18 protein-coding genes are annotated in these 24487 nt (G+C 71.8%); 7 read left to right on the top strand and 11 right to left on the bottom strand.

What is annotated here, in order from left to right; genetic code table 11:
- Positions 1 to 28 precede the first annotated feature (28 nt).
- Entirely contained in the window at positions 29 to 2152 is a 2124-nt protein-coding gene (locus ACZ7LU_RS00500; protein ID WP_398305143.1) for a type IIA DNA topoisomerase subunit B, read from the bottom strand.
- Positions 2153 to 2595: 443 nt separating this feature from the next.
- Here ACZ7LU_RS00500 and ACZ7LU_RS00495 point away from each other — a divergent pair, with 443 nt between their 5' ends.
- Positions 2596 to 2826 carry a DUF7455 domain-containing protein gene (locus tag ACZ7LU_RS00495; protein WP_362992703.1) on the top strand — a complete coding sequence of 77 codons (231 nt, stop codon included), beginning with the start codon at positions 2596 to 2598 and terminating at the stop codon, positions 2824 to 2826.
- Positions 2827 to 3000: 174 nt separating this feature from the next.
- Here ACZ7LU_RS00495 and ACZ7LU_RS00490 read toward each other — a convergent pair whose 3' ends face one another.
- The 7 genes from ACZ7LU_RS00490 to ACZ7LU_RS00460 form a co-directional block, all read right to left on the bottom strand.
- Positions 3001 to 3831 (bottom strand): S1 family serine peptidase, encoded by an 831-nt coding sequence (locus ACZ7LU_RS00490; protein WP_471915210.1) that lies wholly within the window; start codon positions 3829 to 3831, stop codon positions 3001 to 3003.
- Positions 3832 to 3995: 164 nt separating this feature from the next.
- A complete protein-coding gene (locus tag ACZ7LU_RS00485; RefSeq protein ID WP_468085107.1) occupies positions 3996 to 5540 on the bottom strand; it encodes an RNA polymerase sigma factor in 1545 nt (514 codons plus the stop codon).
- Positions 5541 to 6008: 468 nt separating this feature from the next.
- Positions 6009 to 6896 (bottom strand): FadR/GntR family transcriptional regulator, encoded by an 888-nt coding sequence (locus tag ACZ7LU_RS00480; protein ID WP_398305134.1) that lies wholly within the window; start codon positions 6894 to 6896, stop codon positions 6009 to 6011.
- A gap of 162 nt (positions 6897 to 7058) precedes the next feature.
- On the bottom strand, positions 7059 to 9026 hold the full coding sequence (locus tag ACZ7LU_RS00475; protein WP_471915209.1) for an ATP-binding cassette domain-containing protein: 1968 nt from the start codon (positions 9024 to 9026) through the stop codon (positions 7059 to 7061).
- 153 nt (positions 9027 to 9179) lie between these two features.
- Entirely contained in the window at positions 9180 to 9941 is a 762-nt protein-coding gene (locus ACZ7LU_RS00470; protein ID WP_362992694.1) for an NUDIX hydrolase, read from the bottom strand.
- 117 nt (positions 9942 to 10058) lie between these two features.
- The gene (locus tag ACZ7LU_RS00465) at positions 10059 to 12131 is read right to left on the bottom strand and encodes a glycogen debranching N-terminal domain-containing protein (protein WP_471915208.1); all 2073 of its coding nucleotides are present in this window, start codon (positions 12129 to 12131) and stop codon (positions 10059 to 10061) included.
- A 162-nt stretch (positions 12132 to 12293) separates the two neighbouring features.
- Positions 12294 to 13667 carry a DUF4192 domain-containing protein gene (locus ACZ7LU_RS00460; RefSeq protein ID WP_471915207.1) on the bottom strand — a complete coding sequence of 458 codons (1374 nt, stop codon included), beginning with the start codon at positions 13665 to 13667 and terminating at the stop codon, positions 12294 to 12296.
- Between the two features lie 247 nt (positions 13668 to 13914).
- Between ACZ7LU_RS00460 and ACZ7LU_RS00455 the strand changes: the two genes are divergently transcribed.
- From ACZ7LU_RS00455 to argB, 4 genes are read left to right on the top strand one after another with little or no spacing between them, the layout of a single operon-like run.
- Positions 13915 to 14571 (top strand): isochorismatase family protein, encoded by a 657-nt coding sequence (locus ACZ7LU_RS00455; RefSeq protein WP_471915206.1) that lies wholly within the window; start codon positions 13915 to 13917, stop codon positions 14569 to 14571.
- A 58-nt stretch (positions 14572 to 14629) separates the two neighbouring features.
- The gene (argC, locus tag ACZ7LU_RS00450) at positions 14630 to 15670 is read left to right on the top strand and encodes an N-acetyl-gamma-glutamyl-phosphate reductase (protein ID WP_471915205.1); all 1041 of its coding nucleotides are present in this window, start codon (positions 14630 to 14632) and stop codon (positions 15668 to 15670) included.
- Entirely contained in the window at positions 15667 to 16818 is a 1152-nt protein-coding gene (argJ, locus tag ACZ7LU_RS00445; RefSeq protein ID WP_471915204.1) for a bifunctional glutamate N-acetyltransferase/amino-acid acetyltransferase ArgJ, read from the top strand. Before argC ends, argJ begins: the two co-directional genes overlap by 4 nt.
- A gap of 17 nt (positions 16819 to 16835) precedes the next feature.
- Complete coding sequence (gene argB, locus ACZ7LU_RS00440; RefSeq protein ID WP_471915203.1) at positions 16836 to 17843, top strand: acetylglutamate kinase; 1008 nt, start codon at positions 16836 to 16838, stop codon at positions 17841 to 17843.
- A 118-nt stretch (positions 17844 to 17961) separates the two neighbouring features.
- Here the strand turns inward: argB and ACZ7LU_RS00435 are convergent, their stop codons facing one another.
- Positions 17962 to 18519: a GNAT family N-acetyltransferase gene (locus ACZ7LU_RS00435; protein WP_471915202.1), complete on the bottom strand. Its 558-nt coding sequence runs from the start codon at positions 18517 to 18519 to the stop codon at positions 17962 to 17964.
- A gap of 354 nt (positions 18520 to 18873) precedes the next feature.
- Here ACZ7LU_RS00435 and helR point away from each other — a divergent pair, with 354 nt between their 5' ends.
- On the top strand, positions 18874 to 21084 hold the full coding sequence (helR, locus tag ACZ7LU_RS00430; protein WP_471916445.1) for an RNA polymerase recycling motor ATPase HelR: 2211 nt from the start codon (positions 18874 to 18876) through the stop codon (positions 21082 to 21084).
- A gap of 42 nt (positions 21085 to 21126) precedes the next feature.
- Here the strand turns inward: helR and ACZ7LU_RS00425 are convergent, their stop codons facing one another.
- Together ACZ7LU_RS00425 and ACZ7LU_RS00420 are read right to left on the bottom strand one after the other, a co-directional pair.
- A complete protein-coding gene (locus tag ACZ7LU_RS00425; RefSeq protein ID WP_471915201.1) occupies positions 21127 to 22692 on the bottom strand; it encodes an amidohydrolase in 1566 nt (521 codons plus the stop codon).
- A gap of 73 nt (positions 22693 to 22765) precedes the next feature.
- On the bottom strand, positions 22766 to 22978 hold the full coding sequence (locus tag ACZ7LU_RS00420; RefSeq protein ID WP_468085096.1) for an MbtH family protein: 213 nt from the start codon (positions 22976 to 22978) through the stop codon (positions 22766 to 22768).
- A gap of 120 nt (positions 22979 to 23098) precedes the next feature.
- On the opposite strand from ACZ7LU_RS00420, the gene ACZ7LU_RS00415 reads away from it, so the two are divergent.
- Positions 23099 to 24280, top strand: coding sequence for an alpha/beta hydrolase-fold protein (locus tag ACZ7LU_RS00415; protein WP_471915200.1), 1182 nt, complete (start codon positions 23099 to 23101; stop codon positions 24278 to 24280).
- Positions 24281 to 24487 lie beyond the last annotated feature (207 nt).

Genomic DNA, 24487 nt, shown 5'->3' with positions numbered 1-24487 from the left:
AGCCGCCCAGCTCCCGGCAGGAGCCGGGCTACGCGTCGATGCGGGAGCGGTCGAGCGTCGCGGCGGAGCTGGTGATGAATTCCTTGCGGGGCGCGACGTCGTTGCCCATCAGGAGGTCGAAGACCTGCTCGGCCGAGTCCAGGTCCGAGATGTTGATCCGGCGCAGGGTGCGGAACCGCGGGTCCATCGTCGTCTCGGCCAGCTGGTCGGCGTCCATCTCACCCAGGCCCTTGTACCGCTGGATGGAGTCCTTGTACCGCACGTTCTTGCGCTGCAGCTCCAGGAGCGTCTCCCGCAGCTCCCGGTCCGAGTACGTGTAGATGTACTTGTCCTGGCCCTTCTTCGGCTGGCTCAGCTCGATGCGGTGCAGCGGCGGCACCGCGGCGAACACCCGCCCCGCCTCCACCATCGGCCGCATGTACCGCTGGAACAGCGTCAGCAGCAGGATCCGGATGTGCGCGCCGTCGACGTCGGCGTCCACGAGCAGGATGATCTTTCCGTAGCGCGCCGCGTCGATGTCGAAGGTCCGGCCCGACCCGGCTCCTATCACCTGGATGATCGCACCGCACTCGGCGTTCTTCAGCATGTCCGTCACGGACGCCTTCTGCACGTTCAGGATCTTGCCCCGGATCGGCAGCAGCGCCTGGAATTCAGAGTTCCGCGCGAGCTTCGCGGTGCCGAGCGCGGAGTCGCCCTCCACGATGAACAGCTCGCTGCGCTCCACGTCGTCGCTGCGGCAGTCCGCCAGCTTCGCGGGCAGCGACGAGGACTCCAGGGCGGTCTTGCGCCGCTGGGCGTCCTTGTGCTGGCGCGCCGCGATACGCGTCCTCGCGGCCGCGACCGCCTTGTCCATGACCGCGCGGGCCTGCGCCTTCGCGTCCCGCTTGGTCGACGTCAGGAACGCCTTCAGCTCCTTGGCGATCACATTGGCGACGATGCGGTTGGCCGCGGAGGTGCCGAGCACCTCCTTCGTCTGCCCCTCGAACTGCGGCTCCGCCAGACGCACCGTGACGACCGCCGTGAGGCCCTCCAGGGCGTCGTCCTTGACGATGTCGTCCTCGGCGACGCGGAGCACCTTCTGGGCGCGCATCGCCTCGTTCATCGTCTTGGTCAGCGAACGCTCGAAACCGCTGACATGGGTGCCGCCCTTCGGAGTGGCGATGATGTTGACGAACGACTTGATAGTCGTGTCGTAACCGGTGCCCCAGCGCATCGCCACGTCCACGCCGAGCTCACGGGTGACCTCGGTCGGCGTCATCTGGCCGTGGTCGTCCAGAACGGGGACGGTCTCCTTGAAGCTGCCCTGCCCGGAGAACCGCAGGACGTCGCAGACCGCCTTGTCCTGCGCCAGGTACTCGCAGAACTCGCTGATGCCGCCGTCGAAGCGGAAGGATTCCTCGCCCTTCGTGCCGCCCTCGCCGAGACCGAACTCGTCCCGCACGATGATGGTCAGGCCCGGCACCAGGAACGCGGTCTGCCGCGCCCGCTGGTGCAGGTTCTCCAGGGAGAGCTTGGCGTCCTTGAGGAAGATCTGCCGGTCCGCCCAGTAGCGCACACGGGTGCCGCTGCGGGCCTTGGGGATCTTCTTGACCTTGGTCAGCTTGGCGGAGGGGTCGAAGGGCGCGTCGGGCCCGGTCTTGGCGAAAGCGCCGGGGACGCCGCGCCGGAAGCTGATGGCGTGGGTGTGCCCGGCGCGGTCGACCTCGACGTCCAGCCGCGCGGAGAGCGCGTTCACCACGGAGGCGCCCACGCCGTGCAGACCGCCCGACGCGGCGTACGAACCGCCGCCGAACTTTCCGCCCGCGTGCAGCTTGGTCATGACGACCTCGACTCCGGAGAGGCCGGTCTTGGGCTCGACGTCGACCGGGATGCCCCGGCCGTTGTCCCGGACCTCTACGGAGGCGTCGTCGTGGAGGATGACCTCGATGTGGTCGCAGTACCCGCCCAGGGCCTCGTCGACGGAGTTGTCGATGATCTCCCAGAGGCAGTGCATCAAGCCGCGGCTGTCCGTCGACCCGATGTACATGCCCGGACGCTTGCGGACCGCCTCGAGCCCCTCCAGGACGAGCAGGTGCCGCGCGGTGTAGTTGGAACCGTCCCGGTCTGCTCCTGTCAGCAATGCTGTGGACGGCACGGACGTCTCGGCGGTCACGCGGTTCGCTCCTCGCTGAATTTCAAGGGGAGTCCTTTGGGGTAAGGACGCGGCTTCGGTTGCCGGTCCGAGGGTACCGAGGCCTGGTAGAGCCGTTGTAACGCCACCCTCGTCTCAACTCAGACTAGTCCAGACTCGCATACATGTTCGATCCCTCGATGGAGTGAAGCGCACGTCACGTTCCCTTCGAGGCATGAACCATTTAGGCTCCGGGCACGTCCTCATGAACAACCGGCAAGCCAGCCGGGGAGGATCTGACCCTGACAGACAGCGCGAAACCGTAAGACACGTAAGAGACGCAATACGGCACATTCGCCGCCAACCGGCAACGGACAACCTCCTCGGAAAGAAACATTCGAGGAAAAGCCACGAGCGGGAACGTTTTCGGCCTGGTTGGATGTTGACCCTGGTACGACAGCTCGTCGAGCTAGAGAAGAGGCGACGTGACTACTGTTCTGACCCCCGCGAGCCCCCTGACGGCCGCTGATCGCTGCGACCGCTGCGGCGCCCAGGCATACCTGCGCGTCGTCCTGTTGAGCGGCGGTGAACTGCTCTTCTGCGCCCACCACGGACGCAAGTTCGAGCCGGAACTCAAGAAGATCGCCGCTGAGATACAGGATGAGACGGAGCGACTGACCGCCGTTCCCGACAGCAGCACCGAAGAGGAACGCTGACACTTCGCATCCACGACGAGCCAGCTCCGGCACACCAGGCCGGTGAACGGGCGGCCGCTCCTGCTCGACAAGCAGGAGCGGCCGCCCGCTCTCGTCTCAGGGCCTCCCAGGCCCCTTCCCGGGCCTCCTGAGCCCCCTCCTGGCCCGATCTCCAGCCCTGGGGCCGCCTGAGCCTCAGCCGCGGGCGTTCACCGCGTCGACGACCTCGGAGATCCGCGTATAGACGCCCGGCCTGCCGGGGCGCCCACAGCCGCTCCCCCAGGACACGAGCCCGATGAGCCGCCCTCGCGCGACCAGCGGCCCGCCGCTGTCCCCTTGGCAGGCGTCCCGCCCACCGCCCGCCTCACCGGCACAGAGCATGCCGCGGGCCACGAAGCGCCCGTCGGCACTGCCCGGATACGCCTTCTCACACTCCGCGTCGGCCAGGACCTCCACACGCGCCGCGTGCAGCGTACGGGCGTAGTCGCCGCTGCCCGTGGTGTCGCCCCAGCCGTACACGGTGGCGCCCGTCCCCGCCTCGTACGCGGCATCGCCCCGGCCCGCCATGCGGATCGTGTGCGTCTCGGAGAGCGGCTCGGCCAGGGTCAGCGCCGCCACGTCGCCGGAGTTCGTGTAGCTGTCATACTCCGGGTTGACCCAGACCTTGCTCACGCGGACCTCCTGGCCCTCCGTCGACCGCAGGTCTCCGCGGCCGACGATGACCCTCAGGTCCGGCACCTGGCCCAGCGGCACCCCCAGGACCTCCTTGCTCATGCAGTGGGCCGCCGTCAGGACGGTCGAGCGCCCGGTGACCACGCCACCGCAGAACTGCCCGGAGCGGTCACCGCCGAACCGGTCACGACTGGCGATCGCCACCACCCACGGACTCTCGGACACCTCCACCGGGCTGCCCCCGACGATCACGCTGTCGGCCGCCGCGGGCGCCGGTGCGGCCAGCGGCAGGGCGGCGGCTGTGGCCGCCGCGACCAGCGCCCCGGTCCACGCTCGGGCGAAGGGACGACGCATGCGATCTCCTCACTCTGGGTTGCCAGTTAGTACCCCAGAGTCATGCAGTATCACCCGCCCCGCACCCGCACCCCGCGCATGCGCGCGAAAGGCCCGGAGCCGCGTGTGGCGGGCTCCGGGCCTTTCGTGGAGTGCTTCGTCAGCCGCCGGGGCGGCCGACGTGCCTAGTCGAGGTAGTCGCGCAGGACCTGCGAACGCGACGGGTGACGCAGCTTCGACATCGTCTTCGACTCGATCTGACGGATGCGCTCACGCGTCACTCCGTAGACCTTGCCGATCTCGTCGAGGGTCTTGGGCTGGCCGTCCGTGAGGCCGAAGCGCATGGAGACCACGCCCGCCTCACGCTCGGAGAGGGTGTCCAGGACGGAGTGCAGCTGCTCCTGGAGGAGCGTGAAGCTGACCGCGTCGGCCGGCACGACCGCTTCGGAGTCCTCGATGAGGTCACCGAACTCGCTGTCGCCGTCCTCACCCAGAGGGGTGTGGAGGGAGATCGGCTCACGGCCGTACTTCTGGACCTCGATGACCTTCTCCGGGGTCATGTCGAGTTCCTTGGCCAGCTCCTCCGGAGTGGGCTCACGGCCCAGGTCCTGGAGCATCTGGCGCTGGACACGGGCCAGCTTGTTGATGACCTCGACCATGTGCACCGGGATACGGATGGTGCGGGCCTGGTCGGCCATGGCGCGGGTGATCGCCTGACGGATCCACCAGGTGGCGTACGTGGAGAACTTGTAGCCCTTGGTGTAGTCGAACTTCTCGACCGCGCGGATCAGACCGAGGTTGCCCTCCTGGATGAGGTCCAGGAAGAGCATGCCGCGGCCGGTGTAGCGCTTGGCCAGGGAGACCACCAGGCGGAGGTTGGCCTCCAGGAGGTGGTTCTTGGCGCGGCGGCCGTCCTCGGCGATGATCTCCAGCTCGCGCTTGAGCTTCGGGGCGAGCTTGTCGGCGTTGGCCAGCTTGTCCTCGGCGAACAGGCCGGCCTCGATGCGCTTGGCGAGCTCGACCTCCTGCTCGGCGTTGAGCAGCGGGACCTTGCCGATCTGCTTCAGGTAGTCCTTGACCGGGTCGGCGGTGGCGCCGGCCGCGGCGACCTGCTGGGCCGGCGCGTCGTCCTCGTCCTCGTCGGACAGGACGAAGCCCTGGGCGCCCTCCTCGGCGGGCTCGCCCTCGCCGGGCTTGCCGGCGGCGGGTGCCTCCTCGGTGACCTCTTCGTCCAGGAGCTCGTCGGCGTCCTTCTTGGAGGTGGTCTTCTTGGCCGCCGTCTTCTTGGCGGTGGTCTTCTTGGCGACGGCCTTCTTTGCCGTCGTCTTCTTGGCTGCGACCTTCTTCGCGGGCGCGTCCTCGGAGGCACCGTCCGCGGTCGGTGTCTCAGTGGCGGCGGTGGCGGTGGGCTTCGCCGTGGCGGCCTTGGCGGCGACCGTCCTGGTCGCGGTGCGCTTGGCCGGGCTCTTCGCTGCGACGCTCTTGCGGGGGCGCTTGGGCTCCGCGGCACTGACCATCAGCGTCACACCCTCTTCCTCGAGGATCTGGTTGAGGCTGCGCAGAACGTTCTTCCACTGGGTGGCCGGGATCTGGTCAGCTTCGAAGGCACGACGCACGTCATCGCCGGCGATCTGCCCATCAGCCTTTCCCCGCTCGATGAGCGCCATGACAGAGACGGATTCGGCGATCTCCGGCGGGAGCGTACGGGATGTGCTGGCCGACACGAACAACCTCTCGGAACGTTGGAAAACGGCTTCCGGCCCCGTCCATTGTGGACCGGAGCCGACGACCGGCGGCTGGGGATTGTGCCGACGGCGCGGGCGGGGGCCGGGGAGCTGCACAGCGTCGCGGACGACGTCTGTATTCCCTCCTCGGCTATCACCTCTTAGGTCATCGCGCTGTTCCTTGGAGCGTTACGCCCAATCTACGTGGCCCGAGTCACACCACGTAAGCGCACAAAAGCATCCAGACACGGTCAGAAGCCACCTATACGCATGCACGAATGATCCCCGGATGCCCGGCGAAGAAACCCCCACAATCGTGTCGCCGGACTCCGTGGGGCTCCTGAGGAGCCCGCGGAGGTCCGGCGACACGGGACAGCGGGGCGGGAGTGGTCGACGGTCGCGGAGTGGCGTACGCGACGGCTCAGCGCCGCCGCGGGGCACGCGCACGACAGCGGCGCCGGGGTGGCCGCGCGGTCAGTGCTCGCGCGGGGCGGGCACGACGCGCTCCACCTCGGGGTGGACGACGAGCAGCTGCCGCATGGCGGCCTCGGCCCCGGCTCCGTCGCCCGCCGCGAGGCCCTCGACGACGCGGGAGTGGTGCACGAGGGAGGCCTCGCTGGGACGGTCGCAGCCGGTGATCGGCCCGCCCGAGACCTGGAGGGCGGCCGAGACGATGCCGGACAGATGCTCCAGCATGCGGTTGCCCGCGACCTGGATGAGCAGCGAGTGAAACTCCGCGTCGGCGCGGGAGAAGGTGATCACGTCGCCCTGGCCCAGCGCGTGCCCCATGATCTCGACCATGTCGGAGAGGCGCTGCTGCACCTCCTCGCGGCCGTGGCCCGCGGCGAGGCGGGCGGCGAGGGGCTCGATCATCCAGCGCAGCTCGCCGAGCTCGCGCCGCTGGTCGTCGCGCTGCGGGCCGAAGGCCCGCCACTCGATGATGTCGGGATCGAGCAGGTTCCAGTCGCTGACGGGGCGCACGCGCGTGCCGACGTTGGGCCGGGCGCTGACGAGGCCCTTGGCCTCGAGCACGCGGAGGGACTCGCGGACGACGGTCCGGGAGACCTCGAAGCGCTGGCCGATCTCCTCGGGAACGAGGGGGCGGTCGGCTCCGAGGTCGCCGGAGACGATCATCTGGCCCAGCTGCTGGACGAGTTGGCCGTGCAGCCCGCGGCCGCGACTTCCGGCGGCGCGCCGGCCCATGCGCCCCAGATCCTGGTCGGGGCCGTCCCACACGGGGGCGACGACGCGGTCGCCACCGGCGGGCTCCGCGTACGGGTATCGGTCGAGGTCGCCCGGTCCTGCGAGGCCGGAGTCGGCGGAGCGGGCGGTGGTCATCATGGTGTGCGCAAGGGTACTCACGGATCAGTTGTCGGCGTTGCCTCCAACTCCCTTGAGGTCTTTGGTGAAAAGCACACGAAAGGGTGATCGCTTACCCCGCCGCAATTGACGCCTTATCGGAAAGAAACGGACGCCCTCCGGGGAGTTGTGCACAACGCCTCACCGGAAGGCCACGGACGGCCCTCAGCGGACCCTGGCACGCGTCGCCGTGAGCAGATACGTGCAGAGCAGAGCGGTCAGCGACAACATCAGCGCGCCGCCCACGGGTTGAGCGATCATGCGCACTCCCGCCGCCAGATACCGCTCGGCACCGAACGGCCACTGCACCAGAGCGAGGTCCCTGAGCCGCGCGGGAAGTCCGGCCGCGGATCGCACAGACGGCCCCTCGACGGCTTTCTGTACGAGGGGTACGACGACGATCGGCACCGCGAGCACTGCGGCGAGGCCGGCCGCCGTGGACCGGAAGACACCCGCGGCCAGCACCCCGGCCCAGGCGCAGCCCGTCACCAGCGCCACCCAACTCGCGCCCAAGGAAAGCCAGTCGGCGGGAACCTTTGTGAGCTCGTCTCCGTATACAAGGTGGAGCAGCGCGGCGTCGGAGGCCACCGCGACGATGCTCAGGAGCAGTGCGGTGGCGGCCGCGACGAGCAGTTTGGCGCCGAGCAGCCCGAGGCGGCGCGGGACGGTGCCCCGGTCCGCGGCGAGCGCGGGATGGCGGAACTCGTCGCCGAAGGCGAGGGCTCCCAGCAGCCCGGCGCCAAGGGCCGCGGGCGGCAGGGGGAGTTCGTGCGGCCAGGCCGCGAGGAGGCGCGGCTGTGGCGTGTGTCCGGTCCGCGCCAGGAGGACGCAGAGCAGGGCGGAGCCGGCGAGGACGGCGGCCAGGGTGAAGTAGCCCGCGCCGACGCCCAGCAGACGACGCACTTCGTAGCGGAGGGGGTTGAGGGGGCTTCGGCTGGGGCGGACGGTGATGGGGGGCGGCAGGGGGGACAGCGCGCCTCGCGGGGCGTGCGGGGCCTGCGCGACGTGCGCGACCTCGGAGAGCGGGACGGTGTCGTCGCCTTCGACTGGGAGCGGGAGCGTGAGCGATAGGGCTTCTTGCGGGGCCCTGGCGGGGAGCCCGGGGTCGGGGTCGGCGCCGGGTGCGGTGTCGCGCGCGGTGCCGAGTGGAGTGTCGAGTGGGGTGTCGGGTTCGGTGGAGGCAGCGACCGTGATGGCGGTGCGGGGTGGCTCCGCGGGCTCCGGCTGCTGCGGCTGCTGCGGCTCCGATGGCGGCTGCGGGCTCGTGTCGCCGATTTCGTCGGCGAGTTGGTGGACGAGGATGCCGTGCCGGTACGCGGTCTCCCCCACGTCGGCGCAGTTGCTTCCGTACACGGAGAGCCTGTTGCCGTCCTCCGTGACCACCTCGATCGAGCGTCGACCGGCGCGTGCCTCTTTGGCGAGCAGGGCGCCGAGGCGGGCGGCGTGCGGGCTCCGGACGGCGACGCGGGGGCGGAGCCTGGTCCGGGCGAAGTCCGCGGCCTCCTGGTCGGCGACCAGCCGTCCCGACTCCAGAGTGACGACGCGGTCGGCGGTCCGGGCGGCCTCCTTGGAATCGTTGGTGGTGAACAGGACCGTGCCGCCGCGGTCGGCGTGGGCCCGCAGGATTCCGTGCAGCCACGCGCTCTCGCGGGCCGAGAGACCGTCACCCGGCCCGTCCAGGACGAGCGCGTGCGGGTCGGCGAGCAGCGCACACGCGAGCCCCAGACGGCGGTCCATGCCGCGTGAGAGGGTGCCGAGGCGCTCCTCCCTGAGGCTGACGAGTCCGACGACCTCCAGGACGTCGTCGGCGCGCCCGGCGGGCACGCCCACGGCCGCGCAGAGCATGCGCAGATGGCCGCGGACCGAGCGCGCGGGGTGACCGGGGACCTCGCCGAGGAGGACGCCCACCTCGCGCGAGGGCCGGGCGATGCGGTGCAGTGGGCGGCCTCTGAAGTAGGTGATTCCACGGCCTTGTTGGAGTTCGAGCATCAGCCGCAGCACCGTGGTCGCGTCGGCGGTGTCGGCGTCGAGCAGCGCCGTCACGCGGCCGGTGCGCGCCTCGAAGGACACGTCGTCCACGGCGGGCGGGAGCTCCTGGCGGGGATTGCTGGTCAGTCCGATGGCCTGGATCATCGCTTCTCTCGCAGGATGTGCGACCGCTCGGCGGCCGGGGCCCGTCCGCCGGATCGGGGACGGACGAACCCCGTGGGTACTGCAGCAAGATAACGCGACATTTACGGCTTTTCGGTCAGGGCTTGGGCCAGTTGTGTCCCTGCCTGACCGCTGTCAGACCTCGGGGCGCAGCATCGGCGGGTTGAGAAGCGTCGCGCCGCCGGCGCGGAAGAGCTGGGCGGGGCGGCCGCCCTGCCGGGTGGTGGTCCCGCCGGTGGGCACGAGGAAGCCCGGCGTGCCGGTGACCTTGCGGTGGAAGTTGCGCGGGTCGAGGACGACGCCCCAGACCGCCTCGTACACCCGCCGCAACTCGCCGACGGTGAACTCCGGCGGGCAGAACGCGGTGGCCAGCGAGGAGTACTCGATCTTGGAGCGGGCGCGCTCCACGCCGTCCGCGAGGATCTGGGCGTGGTCGAAGGCGAGCGGCGCGGCCTGTTCGTCCTCGCGGCCATAGCCCCCCTGCTGGAGCAGGGCCTCGACCGGGGCCCAGCGGGCGCTGTGGGCGTCGCCGCCGGCCCGGGGCGCGGGCAGGTCGGGCGCGAGGGCGAGGTGGGCCACGCTGACCACGCGCATGCGCGGGTCGCGCTTGGGGTCGCCGTAGGTGGCGAGCTGTTCGAGATGCGCTCCGTTGGCCTGGGCGGGTGCGTCGGGGTCGTGGGCGCACAGGCCCGTTTCCTCGATCAGCTCGCGCGCGGCCGCCGCCGACAGGTCCTCATCGGCTCGTACGAAACCTCCGGGGAGCGCCCAACGTCCCTGGAACGGCTGCTCACCACGCCGCACGGCCAGCGCGCAGAGCGCGTGCCGGCGCACGGTCAGCACGACCAGGTCGACGGTGACTGCGAAGGGCGGAAAGGCCGACGGGTCGTAGGGCGACATGCCGCGATCATAGTCGTCTGCCTGACGATAAACACCTCCTTCGTCCATTGCTTCACGGTTCGGGGCACCGGGCCCGCCCGGCCGTTCCTCCGCGCGCCGCCGCGTGGTTCGGCGGGGTCACACCCCCAACTGCAGCCCGTCGGCCGCCTCCTCGACCATGGCGAGGCCGAGCCTGGTGACCCGCACGGAGAACGGGGCACCCGCGACGCTCAGCGCGCTCAGCCCCAGCTCGCCCAGCGGGGCGCTGCGGACCGGGGTCAGCTTCACCGTGCGGGCGGGCGCGTCGGGCCGGATCCCCGCGAGTGCCGCGAGGACGTGCACCCCTGCGGCCGCGGCGGTGGCGGCCGGGCGGCAGGCAGCTGGGTGCGGCAGCGGAGCCCCGCCTTCGGTGCGCTGCTCCCCCGCGTACATCTCGGGGAGCCGGTGGTCGAAGGACTCGGCCGCGCGGAGCAGGCCGCGCAGCAGCGAGTCGGCCTCCTTCTCGTATCCCGCCGTGGCCAGTCCCGAGACGGCGATCGCCGTCTCGTGCACGCGGACCGCTCCTCCCCGGTGTCCGAACGGGTTGTACGCGGCTTCCTTCGCGCCGAGACTGCGCAGCCCCCAACCGGAGTCCATGGCGGGGCCGCCGAGGAGCCGGGCGAGTTGTTCGGTCCTGACCTTGTCGAGCAGTCCGGGGGCGTGGGTGCCGGATCCGAGCAGGCCGGTGTCCAGCAGGTGGGCGGCTCCGCCGGTGAGGTGGGGCACGGGCCGTCCGTCGGCGAGGCGGGCGGCGGCAGGTCTGCCACCGGCCCGGTCCTCCACCCAGAACTCGTCCTGAAACGCGGACCGCAGCCGTGCGGCCCACTGCCGCAGTCCGGTGGGGTCCGCGCGGCCGTGCGCGTCGAGCAGGTCGGCGCCGAGGAGCGCGGCGCGGTGGGCGTGGGCCTGGATCTCGCCGCGCGCGAGCCCACCCGGGCGGGCGTCGGACAGGAACGTGCCGTCGCCGACCGAGGTGCGCAGCCACCGCAGGCACCGCTCCGCGGCGGGCAGCAGCTCCTCGACCTCGGGCTCGGGGAGCCCCCAGCGCCATGCCTCCGCGAGGAGCGCAGGGAAGAGCAGGGTCGCCTCGGTGCCTGTGCAGCCGGGTGGCAGGTGGGGTCCGGCGTCCCGCAACGGGCCGGGGATCATGCCGGAGCGGGGGCCCGATTCCGTGAGCTGGCTGCGGGCGAGAGTGCGCAGCGTCCCGGTGGCGATGCGGGTGCCCAGCGGCAGCGCCATGCGGGCGGCGGCCAGTGCCTCGGCCGGCGCGAGTCCGCAGCGCCACGGCGCCCCCGCGGCCGGATACAGGTCGGTCGGATGCCGGGGGTCGCGCAGCAGCAGCGCCTGCAGATCCTCGACGGACCGGGCGAGGAGCGGTTGGACCCGCGGGTCGTCCCCGACGGCCCGCGCCCCGGGTCCCGAGCGCGACGCGCCGTGGGCCGCGGCCCGGACCGGCCCGGCGCCGTCGGGCCGCACCCGCAGTTCCACACTGCGGGAGGCGCCCGGCGGCAGGTGCATCTCCCAGCGCAGCAGGCCCGCGGAGGCCAGGGCGTCCGCGGGCGCGGGGTCGGCCGTGACGAGGCAGTGGGCCGTGGCGGAGGACCAGCGCATGCCGGAGTCGTGCACGGTGGCGGGCAGTTCGGGGCCGGCTCTGCCCGAGGCAACCGCGCCGACCTCGGCGAGGTCCGTGCCGAGTGAGACTTCGAGGGGCAGCCGCAGGGGGCGCCCGGACGCGCTGTGCAGTGTGATGCGCTCCGTGCCGTCGGCGTGGCGGATCCGCTCGACGACGATCTCGGGGTCCGGGCCGCTGTCCGTCGATAGGCGCAGCGTCGCGACGAAGCGGGCGCTGTCCGCGGACAGCATGCGGGCCTGCACGGCGACCGGCTCGCGTCCCGCCACGCGCACCTGGCACCGGGACAGGGTGCGGCGCCCCGCGCGGTAGAAACCCTCCAGTCCTCGGCCGGTCAGTTGTCCCTGGTCGGTCGAGATCGCGAAGGCGGGCAGGGCGACGCAGGTCAGCACGGCGTGCGCGGGCGGGAGCTCGCCGGGGCCGCGCGGCACCGGGGCCGGCGGCAGAGCCGGTGCCGGTCCGCCGGAGAAGGGGGCGGGGGCCGACGGGGCTCGCCGCCGCCCCTCTCTGTCGAAGACGGAAGACGGAGCGGGAAGAGACATGGGCAGCTTCTTCTGCGTTGTCTGCGCTACGGGAGGTCGGGGGCGGTGCGGCGGCGCGACCCGCCTGCGGGTACCGCCACTCAGGTGAACGGGCCGACCCGGCCCCAAGTAACGCCCCCTGCCAGGAAGCCGACCATCTGGCCCAGCACCGGAACCGTGCGCTCACTGGTCGTCCCTCGCACCGCGCCTGGTGGTGTGGCGGCGATTGCGCGAGCCTTGGCCCTGGCCGCCGGGGGTGCGCGGACCGCCGACTGTCCGAGGGCCGCCGGAAGCCCGGGGTCCGTCGCCCGCCGCCGGGCGGTGCGGCCGTCGGCGGCGGCGCCGGGGAGAAGCGTCTTCCGCTGTCTCGGGGGCCGGGGCGCCCGGCGCCGCCTCGCCGCCGCGTTCGTCGCGCCTCCTGCGCAGGCAGCGGCGGATCGACTCGGGGTCCAAGTCTTCGTTGCAGGCGCGGTTGAGGAGCACGGCGAAGGTGTAGTCGGCGTCGGCGCGCAGCGCCATGTCGAGGGCCTCCTGGCCTTCCGCGAGGTCTCCGAGGGACCAGGCGACCCAGCCGGCGAGGGACAGCGGTGCGGCCGCGTGCTCTGCATACGCACCGACACAGCGCCTGGCCAGGGCCCTCCAGAGGCGCAGTGCGGGCGGCCCGTCGGCGCCCTCCATCCATTCCGCCGCGCGGTCGCGGGTCTCCCTGTCCTGGAGGCCGAGGATCAGGGCAGCCGCTTCGTCGTGCGCGATCAGCTCGTCGTCCCTGTTGTCCGCGTCGAGGGGATGGGGCAGCGCGGGACCGGCCATCAGCCGTGCCATGATCCGGCGGGCCAGGTCGAGTGTCTCGGCGGCGACTCCGTGGACGTCCTGATCGCCTCCGTCGTATTCGAGGCCCTCCTCGCTCAGCATTCTGGGAACGAGTTCGCGTGCTGCCGCGTCGAGCGCTCGCTCCTGGTCCGTCGCCGCGGCGGTGTTCCAAGGGGTCAGCCGTCCCCTGATCTCGCTCTGTGTGGCGCTCGCCCGGACGCCCATGTAGGTCGCGGCGGCGGCCAGGACCGAGGTGCCCGGCCTGAGCAGAGGGGTGCCCTCCGGCGGGCAGCAGCGGGTGTCCGGGCAGCAGTACGTCCAGAAGCGGCCTGCCGAGATGCACACGACTTCGAGCACCGGGACGTCGAGGCGGCCGCACGCGGTGCGCAGCACCTGGGCCAGCGGCCGCAGGCGCGCCACGACCTGCTGTCCGGTCTCCGCCCCGACGGGCTCCTGACAGAGGAAGGCGACGATCCCGTCGGGGCGCTCTCCCCTCCTCTCGCATCCGCTCACCAGGCACTGCGCCAGCTGCTCCGCGACGCAGGGCCAGTCCCCCGCGCGCTCGGGAACGCCGAGGCGCACACGACCGCCGAACCGCCCCCGCTCGCCGTGCAGGGCGATGAGCACGACGCTTTCCTCGGGCTTGAATCCGAGCAAGTACGGCAAGGCGTCCGCCAGTTCGGCCGGGGTGCGCAGGGTGACCACCGGCTCGTCGAGCGAGTCGGCTGCTTCGCTGTGATTCGTCATGCGCCGACTCTCCCGCGGATCGCGGGATTCCTGTTGGCCCTGTGGATAACCCCGGCCAGGAGCACGCCAATGGTTATCCACAGGCTCAGCGAACTAGCCCGCTCCGGCGTCAGGATGTGTCTCACACCAGCGCACGGCTGACCGGCCGACCCAACCAGCCATGAGGCTATTTAGGTTAGGCTAAGCTAAGGTCAATTCGCAGTTCGGACCCAGCGGTGCGCGCGTCTTCAGGGGAGGGAAATCACCCATGGGCCTACCCGCCATCGGCTCCTACCCGATGCCGGACCGCACCGCCCTCCCCCGGTCGCATGTCTCCTGGAGGATCGATCCGGTGCGTGCCGCGCTGTTGGTCCACGACATGCAGAACCACTTCGTGGGCGCGTTCCCCACGGGGCGTTCCCCGGTGGTGGAGCTCGTCGACAACATCGCCACACTCAGGGAACTCGCGGCGACCCTGGGCATACCCGTGGTCTTCAGCGCGGAGCCGGCCGAGCAGGGCCCCGGGCAGCGAGGATTGGTCGCCGACATGTGGGGGCCTGGCATCGGGGACGAGCCGGGCGCCGCCGCCATCGTCGCGCCGCTCACGCCCCGCCCGGGCGAGCACCTGTTGTCGAACGTGCGCCACAACGCCTTCCTGCGCAGCCACCTCGGCAGGCTGCTGCGGTCGAAGGGCCGCGACCAGCTGATCATCTGCGGGGTGTACGCACACCTGGGTGTCCTGCTGACCGCGGCGGACGCCTTCATGAACGACATACAGCCGTTCGTTGTCGCCGACGCGGTGGCCGACCTCTCCGCCGAGGAACACACGTTGGCGCTTCGCTGGGCGGCACGCACCGGCATGGTCTGCACGACGGACGGCCTGCTGCGCGGCCTGCTCCTGCACAGGGAGCCGAACCACGCCTGAGGCACGCCGAGACACGCAAGGGCGCACGGACAGACGGACACCACGAGAGACGGAGACCATGACAGTACGGGCCGCGGTGGCCGGAGCCAGTGGCTATGCCGGCGGGGAGATCCTCCGCCTGCTGTTGTCGCATCCGGAGGTCGAGATCGGCGCGGTGACCGCGCACAGCAGCGCGGGGCGGCGACTCGGGGACGTACAACCGCACCTGTCCGCCGTCGCGGACCGGATCCTGGAGGAGACGTCGGCCGCGTCCCTGCGCGGCCACGACGTGGTGTTCCTCGCGCTGCCGCACGGCCAGTCCGCCGCACTGGCTCGCCAGTTGGAGGCGAGCACGCTCGTCGTGGACTGCGGGGCGGATTTCCGGCTGCGGGACCCGGACGACTGGGAGCGGTTCTACGGCTCCCCGCACGCCGGGACCTGGCCCTATGGGCTTCCCGAACTACCGGGAGCACGGGAGGCGTTGAAGGGGGCCGACCGCGTCGCCGTGCCGGGCTGCTATCCGACGGCGGTGACCCTGGCGCTCTTCCCGGCCTTCCTGGCACGGCTGGTGGAGCCGGAAGCCGTCGTCGTCGCCGCCAGCGGCACGTCGGGGGCGGGCCGGGTGGCCAAGCCCCACCTGGTCGGTTCCGAGGTGATGGGCTCGATGACGCCCTACGGAGTCGGCGGCGGCCACCGGCACACCCCGGAGCTGACGCAGAACCTGTCCCACGTCGCGGGTGAGCGCGTGACCGTGTCCTTCACTCCGACCCTGGCACCGATGCCCCGGGGCATCCTGGCGACCTGCTCAGCGCGCCTGCGCCCGGGCATACCGGCCGACACCGCCGAGGACGAGGTGCGTGCCGCCTACGAAAACGCCTACGCCGGCGAGCCTTTCGTTCGCCTGCTGCCGCCCGGCGCCTGGCCGTCGACGGGCGCCGTCCTCGGTTCCAACACCGCCCAGCTGCAGGTGGCGGTGGACACGGCCGCTCGTCGCGTCGTCTGTGTCAGCGCCATCGACAACCTGACCAAGGGCACCGCGGGTGGCGCGGTGCAGAGCATGAACGTCGCCCTCGGCCTTCCCGAAGGAACGGGCCTGCCCATGAACGGAGTGGCTCCGTGAGCGTGACCGCTGCCCGGGGATTCCTCGCGAGCGGAGTCTCCGCCGGGATCAAGGAGTCCGGCGCCCCGGACCTGGCGCTGGTGGTGAACCGCGGCCCTTCGAGCACCGCGGCCGGCGTCTTCACCTCGAACCGCGTCCAGGCCGCACCCGTGCGCTGGTCCCGGCGCGTGCTCGCGGACGGCACGCTGACCGCGGTCGTCCTCAACTCCGGTGGCGCCAACGCCTGTACGGGCCCGGCGGGCGAGGACGACACCCGGGTGATGGCCGAGCGCACGGCGCGTGCGGTGGGCTCCGAACCCGGGCGGGTCGCGGTGTGTTCCACCGGGCTCATCGGTGTTCGGCTGCCGATGGAGCGCGTGACGGCCGGCATCGAAGCCGCTGCGGCACAGCTGTCGGAGGACGGCGGTGAACACGCCGCCGTGGCGATCAAGACGACCGACTCGGTCCATAAGACAGCGGTGGCCTCCGGCCCCGGCTGGACCGTGGGCGGCATGGCGAAGGGCGCGGGCATGCTGGCCCCCGGCCTCGCGACCATGCTGGTGGTCCTCACCACTGATGCCGACGTGACCGCCCCGGTGCTCGACTCCACCCTCAGGGAGGCGGTGCGCACCACCTTCGACCGGGTGGACTCCGACGGCTGCATGTCCACCAACGACACCGTGCTGCTGCTCGCGTCGGGCGCCTCGGGGGTGCGGCCGGACCCGGCCGAGTTCACCGAGGCCGTGCACCGCGTCTGTCTCGACCTGGCGCTCCGGCTCGTCGCGGACGCGGAGGGCGCCTCCAAGGACATCGAGATACGAGTGGTCGGCGCCGCGTCCGAGCAGGATGCCGTGACGGTCGGCCGGTCGGTGGCCCGCAACAACCTCCTCAAGTGCGCCCTGTACGGCGAGGACCCGAACTGGGGCCGGGTCCTTTCGGCGATCGGTACGACCTCCGCCGTCTTCGACCCGGACCGCCTCGACGTGGCGATCAACGGCGTATGGGTGTGCCGGGACGGCGCGGCGGGCGAGCCGCGGGACCGGGTGGACCTGTCGGGGCGCCAGGTGACGGTCACCGTCGACCTGCGCTCGGGCGAGGCGTCGGCGACGATCTGGACGAACGACCTCACCGCGGCGTACGTCCACGAGAACAGCGCGTACAGCTCGTGAACGGAGTAGGGACAGACATGCGAACGGTCGTCAGGGAGCACGCGGGTCCTGCCTCGGACACGGATGCGGGCGCGGGTTCGGGCGCGGATTCGGGCACGGGTTCGGGCGCGGCGGATTCAGCCGTCGCCTCGCTTCTCCGGTCGGAGGCACCGCAAGGCTCCGGGGAACCGCAGGTCCCCGAGGAGCTGCGCGGCAGCGTGGTCGTCGTGAAGTTCGGCGGTCACGCCATGGTGGACGCGGATCTGCAGCGGACCTTCGCGCGTGACGTCGTGGACCTGTGGCACGCGGGCCTGCGCCCCGTCGTCGTGCACGGGGGCGGCCCGCAGATCAACGCGATGCTCGACCGCCTCGGCCTGGAGACCCGGTTCGCGGCGGGCATGCGGGTGACCACGCCGGAGACCATGGAGGTGGTCCGCATGGTGCTGACCGGCCGGGTCCAGCGGGATCTGGTCGGCCACATCAACGCCCACGGGCCCTTCGCCGTGGGCATGACGGGCGAGGACGCGCACACCATGACGGCCGTGCGGCGGTCCGCCCGGGTGGACGGACGGCCGGTGGACATCGGTCTCGTCGGCGACATCGTGGACGTGAACACCGGCGCGGTGCGCACGCTTCTGGAGCAGGGGCACATACCGGTCGTCTCGCCCGTGGCACGCGGCGAGGACGGGCAGGTCTACAACGTCAACGCCGATCTCGCGGCGTCGGCCCTCGCCGTGGCCCTCGACGCCGAACGCCTGGTGATGCTCACCGACGTGGAGGGCCTGTACGCGAACTGGCCGCACAGCACCGAGGTGATCGAGCGCCTGACGGCCGATGCGCTGGACGGGCTGCTGCCGGAGCTGGCGAGCGGGATGCTGCCGAAGATGGAGGGGTGCCTGCGGGCCGTCCGCGGCGGCGTGCGCAAGGCGCACGTCCTCGACGGGCGGGTGCCGCACGCGGTGCTGCGGGGCGTCCTGGGCAGGACCAGCCCCGGCACGACCGTGGTTCCCGACAGCAGTGCGGACCTCGCGGAGTGCGCTGTCTGAGCGCGTCGCGGACGAAGGAAGCGGACGAAGGAAGCGGACGAAGGAAGCGGACGAAGGAAGACGAAGGCTCCCGTCCCGGGGTGTGATCCGGGACGGGAGCCGTACGTGTCGCGACGTGTCAGAGGTGCCGCGCGAGTATCCGCGCGTTGCGCCGGGGGTCGAGGGAGCGTGTCCAGGACGGGGGCGCCAGGCGCGCGTCCGCGGGGGCGAAGCCGTACCGGAGGAAGAGGTCGCCACCGCCCGTCGTCGCCGTGAACAGGGCGGTGAGCGATTTGGCGTGCGCCACGGCCAGTACGGCGCGCAGCAGCCCCGCGCCCACTCCGCGGCCCTGCCGGTGCCCGGCCACGCAGAAGTTGTACAGGACGCCGGCGGCCCCACGGCCCTCCTCACAGCCCTCCGCAGGCTCGGCCGGGTGCACGCGGAGGCCCACGCAGCCTTCAAGAGGGCTGCCTGGCACGTCCATCACGAGGAAGTCGGCGGCATGGGCCGCGTAGAGCGAGGGCGGGCGCTCCCGCAGCGCACCGGAGCGCACGAAGGGCCGGGACAGGGCGACGAGCGCGGCGGCGTCCTCCTCACGGGCGGCGCGCACGGTGGGCATCCCCTCGGGGAACTCGTGCCGCAGCGGGGCTGGGAGCTCGTACTGCGGCGGGGCTGGGCGCGGCGTAGCCGTGATCAAGGCTGTACCTTCCTCGGTGTTCCACGGTAGGAGAACGGCTCGTCGCCGTGTTTCACTGCCGTGTCACGTCAACGGGACAAGCGAGATAAGGCTAGCCTTACCTAACTAGCGAGTCCAGTTGGGGTGATCTTCCACCTCGACGGGCACGGCCGACCGGGGAGCACGAGGCGATCCCCGACGGGGAGCGCAGGGCATCGAGGGAGCACAGGTCCGAAAACAACGAAAGGCAAGAGGGTGTACTCACCTCTTGCCACTCTCAACTTATAGCGCACTGGGGGGCTTGCGGCAAGGCCCCGGTCGTCCCGGACAATCACTCGCCTAAGCCTGATCCTGGGCCTAGGCCTGATCCTGCGGATATCGGAGACCCCCCTGACCACCAGTGCGTTCAACCTGCCCGCCAACCTTTCGGCCAAGGCCGACCCGGCGCTGATCGGCCGCGACGAACAACACTTCGCCGCCATCGCGGAGAGCCTCGACCAGGCCATCGGCGAACTCTCCGGCCGTCTCGACGTCCTGCGCAAGGCGCCCGGCGGCATCGGCCGGGAGGCGATGGACCGGGACTCGGAGATCCACCGGCTGAGCAGCCGGCTGCGCACCCTGCGCCGCTTCGGTCTCGACCTGTGCCTGGGGCACGTCGTCACCACGGACGACGCCGACGCGGAGCCCCTCTACATCGGACGGCTCGGCCTCACCGACAGCGAGGGCAACCGGCTCCTCGTCGACTGGCGGTCGCCCGCGGCCGAGCCGTTCTTCGCGGCGACCCACGCCAACCCGATGGGTCTCGCGAGCCGCCGCAGGTACCGCTGGACCAGCGGCCGGATCAGCGACTACTGGGACGAGGTGTTCACCGCCGACGGCCTCGAACACCACGCCGCCCTCGACGACCAGTCCGCCTTCATCGCCAGCCTCGGCGGCAACCGGTCGGCCCGGATGCGTGACGTGCTCGGCACCATCCAGGCCGACCAGGACGCCATCATCCGCGCGAGCTCCCGCGGCGCCCTCGTCGTCGACGGCGGTCCCGGCACCGGCAAGACCGTCGTCGCGCTGCACCGCTCCGCGTACCTCCTCTACTCCGACCCCCGCCTCGGCAAGAACCGCCGCGGCAGCGTGCTCTTCGTCGGGCCGCACGAGCCCTACCTCGGTTACGTCGCCGACGTCCTGCCCAGCCTGGGCGAGGAGGGCGTGCAGACCTGCACGCTGCGGGACCTCGTCGCCGAGGGCGCCGCGGCGGCCCCGGAGGCCGATCCCGCGGTGGCCCGCCTGAAGTCGTCGGCGGACATGGTGAAGGCGGTCGAGAAGGCCGTCGCGTTCTACGAGGAGCCGCCGACCGAGGCCGTCACGGTCAGGACACCCTGGTCCGAGGTGAGGGTGAGCAAAGCGGACTGGGCCGAGGCGTTCCGGGCACCGGGTCCTGCCACCGCGCACAACGAGGCGCGTGAGCTGATCTGGGAGGAGCTGGCCACGATCCTCATGGACAAGCAGGGCATGGACGAGGAGGAGGACGGCGTATCCCCCGAGATGTTCCTGCGGTCGCTGCGGCAGGACAGGGAACTCGTCACGACTCTCAACCGCGCGTGGCCGCTGCTCGAAGCCGCCGATGTCGTCTCCGACCTGTGGACGGTCCCCGCGTATCTGCGGATGTGCGCGCCCTGGCTCGACCGTGACGACGTCATGCGGCTGCAGCGCAAGGACGCCCCCCAGGCCTGGACCGTGTCCGACCTGCCGATCCTGGACGCGGCGCGGCAGCGGCTCGGCGACCCGGCGGCCGCGCGGCGCAGGCGGCGGCACGACATCGCGGTCGCCGCCGAGCGCGAGCGCATGTCCGGCGTCATCGACCAGATCCTGGCGGCCGCCGACTTCGCCTCGGCCGGTGACGACAGCGAAGGCGCCGTGCGCATGCTGCACGGCAAGGACCTCCAGGACAGCCTGATCGACGAGAGCGCCCTGCCGACCGAGGACCCGGACCGGCTCGCGGGCCCGTTCGTGCACGTCGTCGTGGACGAGGCGCAGGAACTGACCGACGCGGAGTGGCAGATGCTGCTGCTGCGCTGCCCGTCCCGGAGCTTCACCATCGTCGGCGACCGCGCCCAGGCGAGGCACGGCTTCACCGAGTCGTGGGAGGAGCGTCTGGCACGGGCCGGGATCGACCGGATCACGATGGCTTCCCTGAGCATCAACTACCGCACGCCGGAAGAGGTCATGGCGGAGGCCGAGCCGGTCATCCGGGCCGAGCTCCCTGACGCGAACGTGCCGACGTCCATCCGCAGCAGCGGCGTCCCCGTCGTCCACGGGGCGGTCGTGGACCTGGAGTCGGTCCTCGACGACTGGCTCGCCGCGCACGAGGGCGGGGTGGCGTGCGTCATCGGCAACCCCGCGTTCCACGAGAAGTTCCAGGCCCCGCCACGGGTGAGCTGCCTGACCCCCGAGCTGTCGAAGGGCCTTGAGTTCGACCTGGTCGTCCTCGTCGAGCCGGACACGTTCGGTGCGGGGATCGAGGGGGCGGTCGACCGCTATGTCGCGATGACGCGGGCGACCCGGCAACTCGTGATCCTCACGGGCTCCTGAGGCCGGGGGCGGCGCGCCTGCTGCCGTGTCACTGTGTGCCTACTACCCCGTCGCGCGCCCGTCGACGTACGTCGCCGCCACCTCGATGGCGCCGATGCGCGACGGGTCGACGCGGCGGGGGTCGTCGCCGAGGACGACCAGGTCGGCGCGCTTGCCCGGGGTGAGGCTGCCCAAAGTGTCCTCCCAGTGGCAGGCGTGGGCGCCGGCGACCGTGTAGGCGTGCAGGGCCTCGTCGACCGTGATGCCCTCGTCCGGGCCGATCACCTGGCCCGACGCTGAGGCGCGCTCGACCATGAACTGGACGGCGCGCAACGGGGAGCCGTCCGTGACGGGCCGGTCGGAGCTGCCGACGAGAGGGATGCCGTGGTCGAGGAAGCCTCGGCCGCGGTAGAGCCAGGGTGCCCTTTCCTCACCCATGATCGCCGCGTAGTCGTCGCCGAAGTAGCGCAGGAAGTTGGGCTGGACGACCGCAGTGACGCCGAGCCGTGCGAAGCGCGGGAGCTGGTCGGGGCGGATCAGTCCGGCGTGCTCGACACGGTGCCGGGCCGCCGGGCGCGGCCGCAGGCGCTGGGCGCGCTCCAGGGCGTCCAAAGCGAGGTCGGCCGCGCGGTCGCCGATCGCGTGGACGGCGAGCTGCCAGCCCGCCAGGTGACCGTCCACGATCGTGTCGGCGAGCGCCCGCGGGTCGTCCTGCAACTGGCCCGCGTGGTCGAGGCCTTCGTACGGACAGGTGAGCGCGGCGGTACGGGCCATCATGCCGCCGTCGGTGTAGATCTTGAGCGCGCCCACGGAGAGCCGGTCGTCGCCGAACCCGGTGCGCAGGCCGAGGTCGAGCGCCCTGGGGATGCCGTCGGCCGGGTGCGCGGCGACCGGGTTCAGCCGGTCCGCGGAGACCATGAGTTGGACGCGCAGCGGCAGCAGGCCCTCATCACGGGCCAGTTGGTAGGCGCCCAGCTCAACCGGGCTGTGGCCGAAGAGGGTGCCGCCGATGCCCGCCTCCGCGCAGGCGGTGACGCCCTCGGCCAGACAGGTCCGGGCGGCGCGCCCGATCGCCTCGGCCAACTCGCGCTGGGAATACGGCAGCCGCAGCGCGCGGGCGGCGCCCATCGCACCCTCGGCCAGGAAGCCGTTCTCGTGCGGGACATCGGCGGGGAGCAGGTCCAGTACGGCGGAGTTGACGACGCACCCGTGCCCGGAGTCGTGCAGCAGGAACACCTTGCGGCCGTGGCTGACCCGGTCCAGTTCGGCGGCGGTCAGATGGCGGCCGAGGGGCCGCTGGTCGTAGCCGGCGACGCTCAGCCAGGAGCCGGGGGCGCCCTCGCGGGCGGCCACCGCGTCCACCACGGCGAGCACGTCGTCGATCCGCGTGCGGCCCGCGATGCTCGGGGTCGCCTCCTTGAGCCCGGTCCAGGCCAGGTGCACATGGGCGTCGACGAAGCCGGGCAGCACGGTGGCGCCCTGCAGGTCGATCACCTCGCGCGCGGGCAGCGAGGTCACGGCCTCGTCCAGGCCCGCGATCCGGCCCCGCCAGATCCCCAGGTCGTGGGCGACGGGGTGGTCCGGATCCATGGTGAGGAAGCGCGCGTTCGTCAGTCTGGTGCAGAGCATCGACGGTGTCCCTCCGCGGTGTGGAACGCGTACGGGGCGGGCGGGGCGCGCCGGGCGCGGGGCGCCGAGGAGGTCAGCCGTCCACGGAGGCCGCGAGGGAACGCGGGCGCAGGTCGGTCCAGTTGGTCTCGATGTACGCCAGGCAGGCGTCCCGCGTGTTCTCCTCGAAGGCGATGGTCCACCCGCCGGGGACCTCGGCGAAGGACGGCCAGAGCGAGTGCTGCCCCTCGTCGTTCACCAGGACCAGGAAGCGGCCATCGGGGTCGTCGAAGGGGTTGGTGCTCATGTGTCGGTGCCTCCTTGGGCGGGACGGACGTATCTTGGGCAGGACCGAGGGATTAGGTTAGGCTCCCCTAAATTAATGCGAGCTTAGCCTTTCTTCCTTCCCTCTCACAAGGAGACGTTCATGCGCCTGGCGGCCGACACGGACAGCGCCTTCGCCGAGTTCGGACTGGCCGGCGAACCCGGCACCGAGGCGTTCTGGGCGGCTGCTCGCACCCCTGTGTGCGTGGCCGCCGACGACGACGGGGACGGGGACGGGGATGGTGTCGGGGACGGGGACGGGAGCGGTGGCTGGAGGACGCTTTTTCTGTGGCGTGGTTCCGCCGCGAGCGTCGTCTTCGAGAGCTGGTCGGAGCCGGTGCCCCTGCGCCGGTGGGCCGACACGGACTGCTGGTACGCGGAAGTGCGCATGCCCGCGCGGTTGCGGGTGACCTACCAGATCCTCGTGGACGGGGAGGCGCACGCCGACCCGTTCAACCCGGACGGCGCAGGCGGGGACCGGTCCATCGCCGCGACCCCGGACGCCCCGGCCCAGCCCCACTGGCCCTCCGTCGGCCCCGACGACATCCTGCCGCTGCCGAGCACCCGGATCCGGTGGGCCAGCCGGCGGCTCGGCGGGCGGCGTACCGTGCGGGTCCACGCGGCGGGCGGTGGCGGGCCGTTGGTCCTGCTGCTCGACGGGGACGACTGGCTGTACCTGCACCCGGCCATGACCGCGTTCGACGCGGCCGTCGCCGCCGGTGACATGCCTCCCGTCACCCTCGTCTTCCTGCCGGCCAAGGACCGGGAGGCCGAGTTCGCGTGCGACCCCGCGCTGTGGGAGGCCGTCCGGGACGAACTGCTGCCGCTGGTGGCGGAGTGCGGCGTGCATGTTGATTTGGAGCGGCTGGTGGTCGCAGGGCAGAGCCTCGGTGGGCTGAGCGCGGTGTACGCGGCGCTGGAGTTCCCGGAGTTGGTGTCTCGCGTCGCCTGTCAGTCGGGGTCGTTCTGGTGGACGCCGGATGCGGTGGGCTCGGCGGATCCGTTGGGCGGGCCGGTGGGGGGTGCGGTGGCCGCGCGGCTCGCGGAGGGGCGGTTCGACCTGTCCGGGCTGCGGGTCGCCTTTGACGTCGGGGAGCACGAGGTGCGGATGCTGCCTCACTGTGAGCTGACCGAGACGTTGGTTCGGGGGGCCGGGGCGGAGGTCAAGGTGTCTCGGGGGGCAGCGGGGCATGATCGGGTGGGGTGGCGGCATGCGTTGGTCAGGGATGTTGGTTGGGTGCTTGGCGCTTCGCTGGAGGGTGGGGGTGTGCTCGGGGGGCGGTGAGGCCTTTGCGCAGTTCCCCGCGCCCCCTTTTTGGACACGCCGCTGTTGCCCGTCTGCGGGCCGGTGGGGGCTTTTTTGCGCAGTTCCCCGCGCCCCTGGATAAGCGGTCCTCGTTCGCCTGCGGGGCGGTGGGGGTTTCTCGCGCAGTTCCTCGCGCCCCTGACCGGGCCCAGGCCGTCGTTGCCCGCCTGCGGGCCGGTGGGGGTT

The sequence above is a fragment of the Streptomyces sp. NPDC039462 genome (genome assembly GCF_055639375.1).
Note: the sequence above shows the minus strand (reverse complement) of the source record. Positions and strands in the feature narration are given on the sequence as shown.

What these genes read in the sequence shown, in the direction of transcription:
- ACZ7LU_RS00490 (WP_471915210.1), bottom strand. Translation starts at nt 3,831, where the DNA reads ATGCGTCGTCCCTTCGCCCGAGCGTGGACCGGGGCGCTGGTCGCGGCG.
- ACZ7LU_RS00475 (WP_471915209.1), bottom strand. Translation starts at nt 9,026, where the DNA reads ATGATCCAGGCCATCGGACTGACCAGCAATCCCCGCCAGGAGCTCCCG.
- ACZ7LU_RS00470 (WP_362992694.1), bottom strand. Translation starts at nt 9,941, where the DNA reads ATGTCGCCCTACGACCCGTCGGCCTTTCCGCCCTTCGCAGTCACCGTC.
- ACZ7LU_RS00465 (WP_471915208.1), bottom strand. Translation starts at nt 12,131, where the DNA reads ATGTCTCTTCCCGCTCCGTCTTCCGTCTTCGACAGAGAGGGGCGGCGG.
- ACZ7LU_RS00460 (WP_471915207.1), bottom strand. Translation starts at nt 13,667, where the DNA reads ATGACGAATCACAGCGAAGCAGCCGACTCGCTCGACGAGCCGGTGGTC.
- ACZ7LU_RS00455 (WP_471915206.1), top strand. Translation starts at nt 13,915, where the DNA reads ATGGGCCTACCCGCCATCGGCTCCTACCCGATGCCGGACCGCACCGCC.
- argC (WP_471915205.1), top strand. Translation starts at nt 14,630, where the DNA reads ATGACAGTACGGGCCGCGGTGGCCGGAGCCAGTGGCTATGCCGGCGGG.
- argB (WP_471915203.1), top strand. Translation starts at nt 16,836, where the DNA reads ATGCGAACGGTCGTCAGGGAGCACGCGGGTCCTGCCTCGGACACGGAT.
- ACZ7LU_RS00425 (WP_471915201.1), bottom strand. Translation starts at nt 22,692, where the DNA reads ATGCTCTGCACCAGACTGACGAACGCGCGCTTCCTCACCATGGATCCG.
- ACZ7LU_RS00420 (WP_468085096.1), bottom strand. Translation starts at nt 22,978, where the DNA reads ATGAGCACCAACCCCTTCGACGACCCCGATGGCCGCTTCCTGGTCCTG.
- ACZ7LU_RS00415 (WP_471915200.1), top strand. Translation starts at nt 23,099, where the DNA reads ATGCGCCTGGCGGCCGACACGGACAGCGCCTTCGCCGAGTTCGGACTG.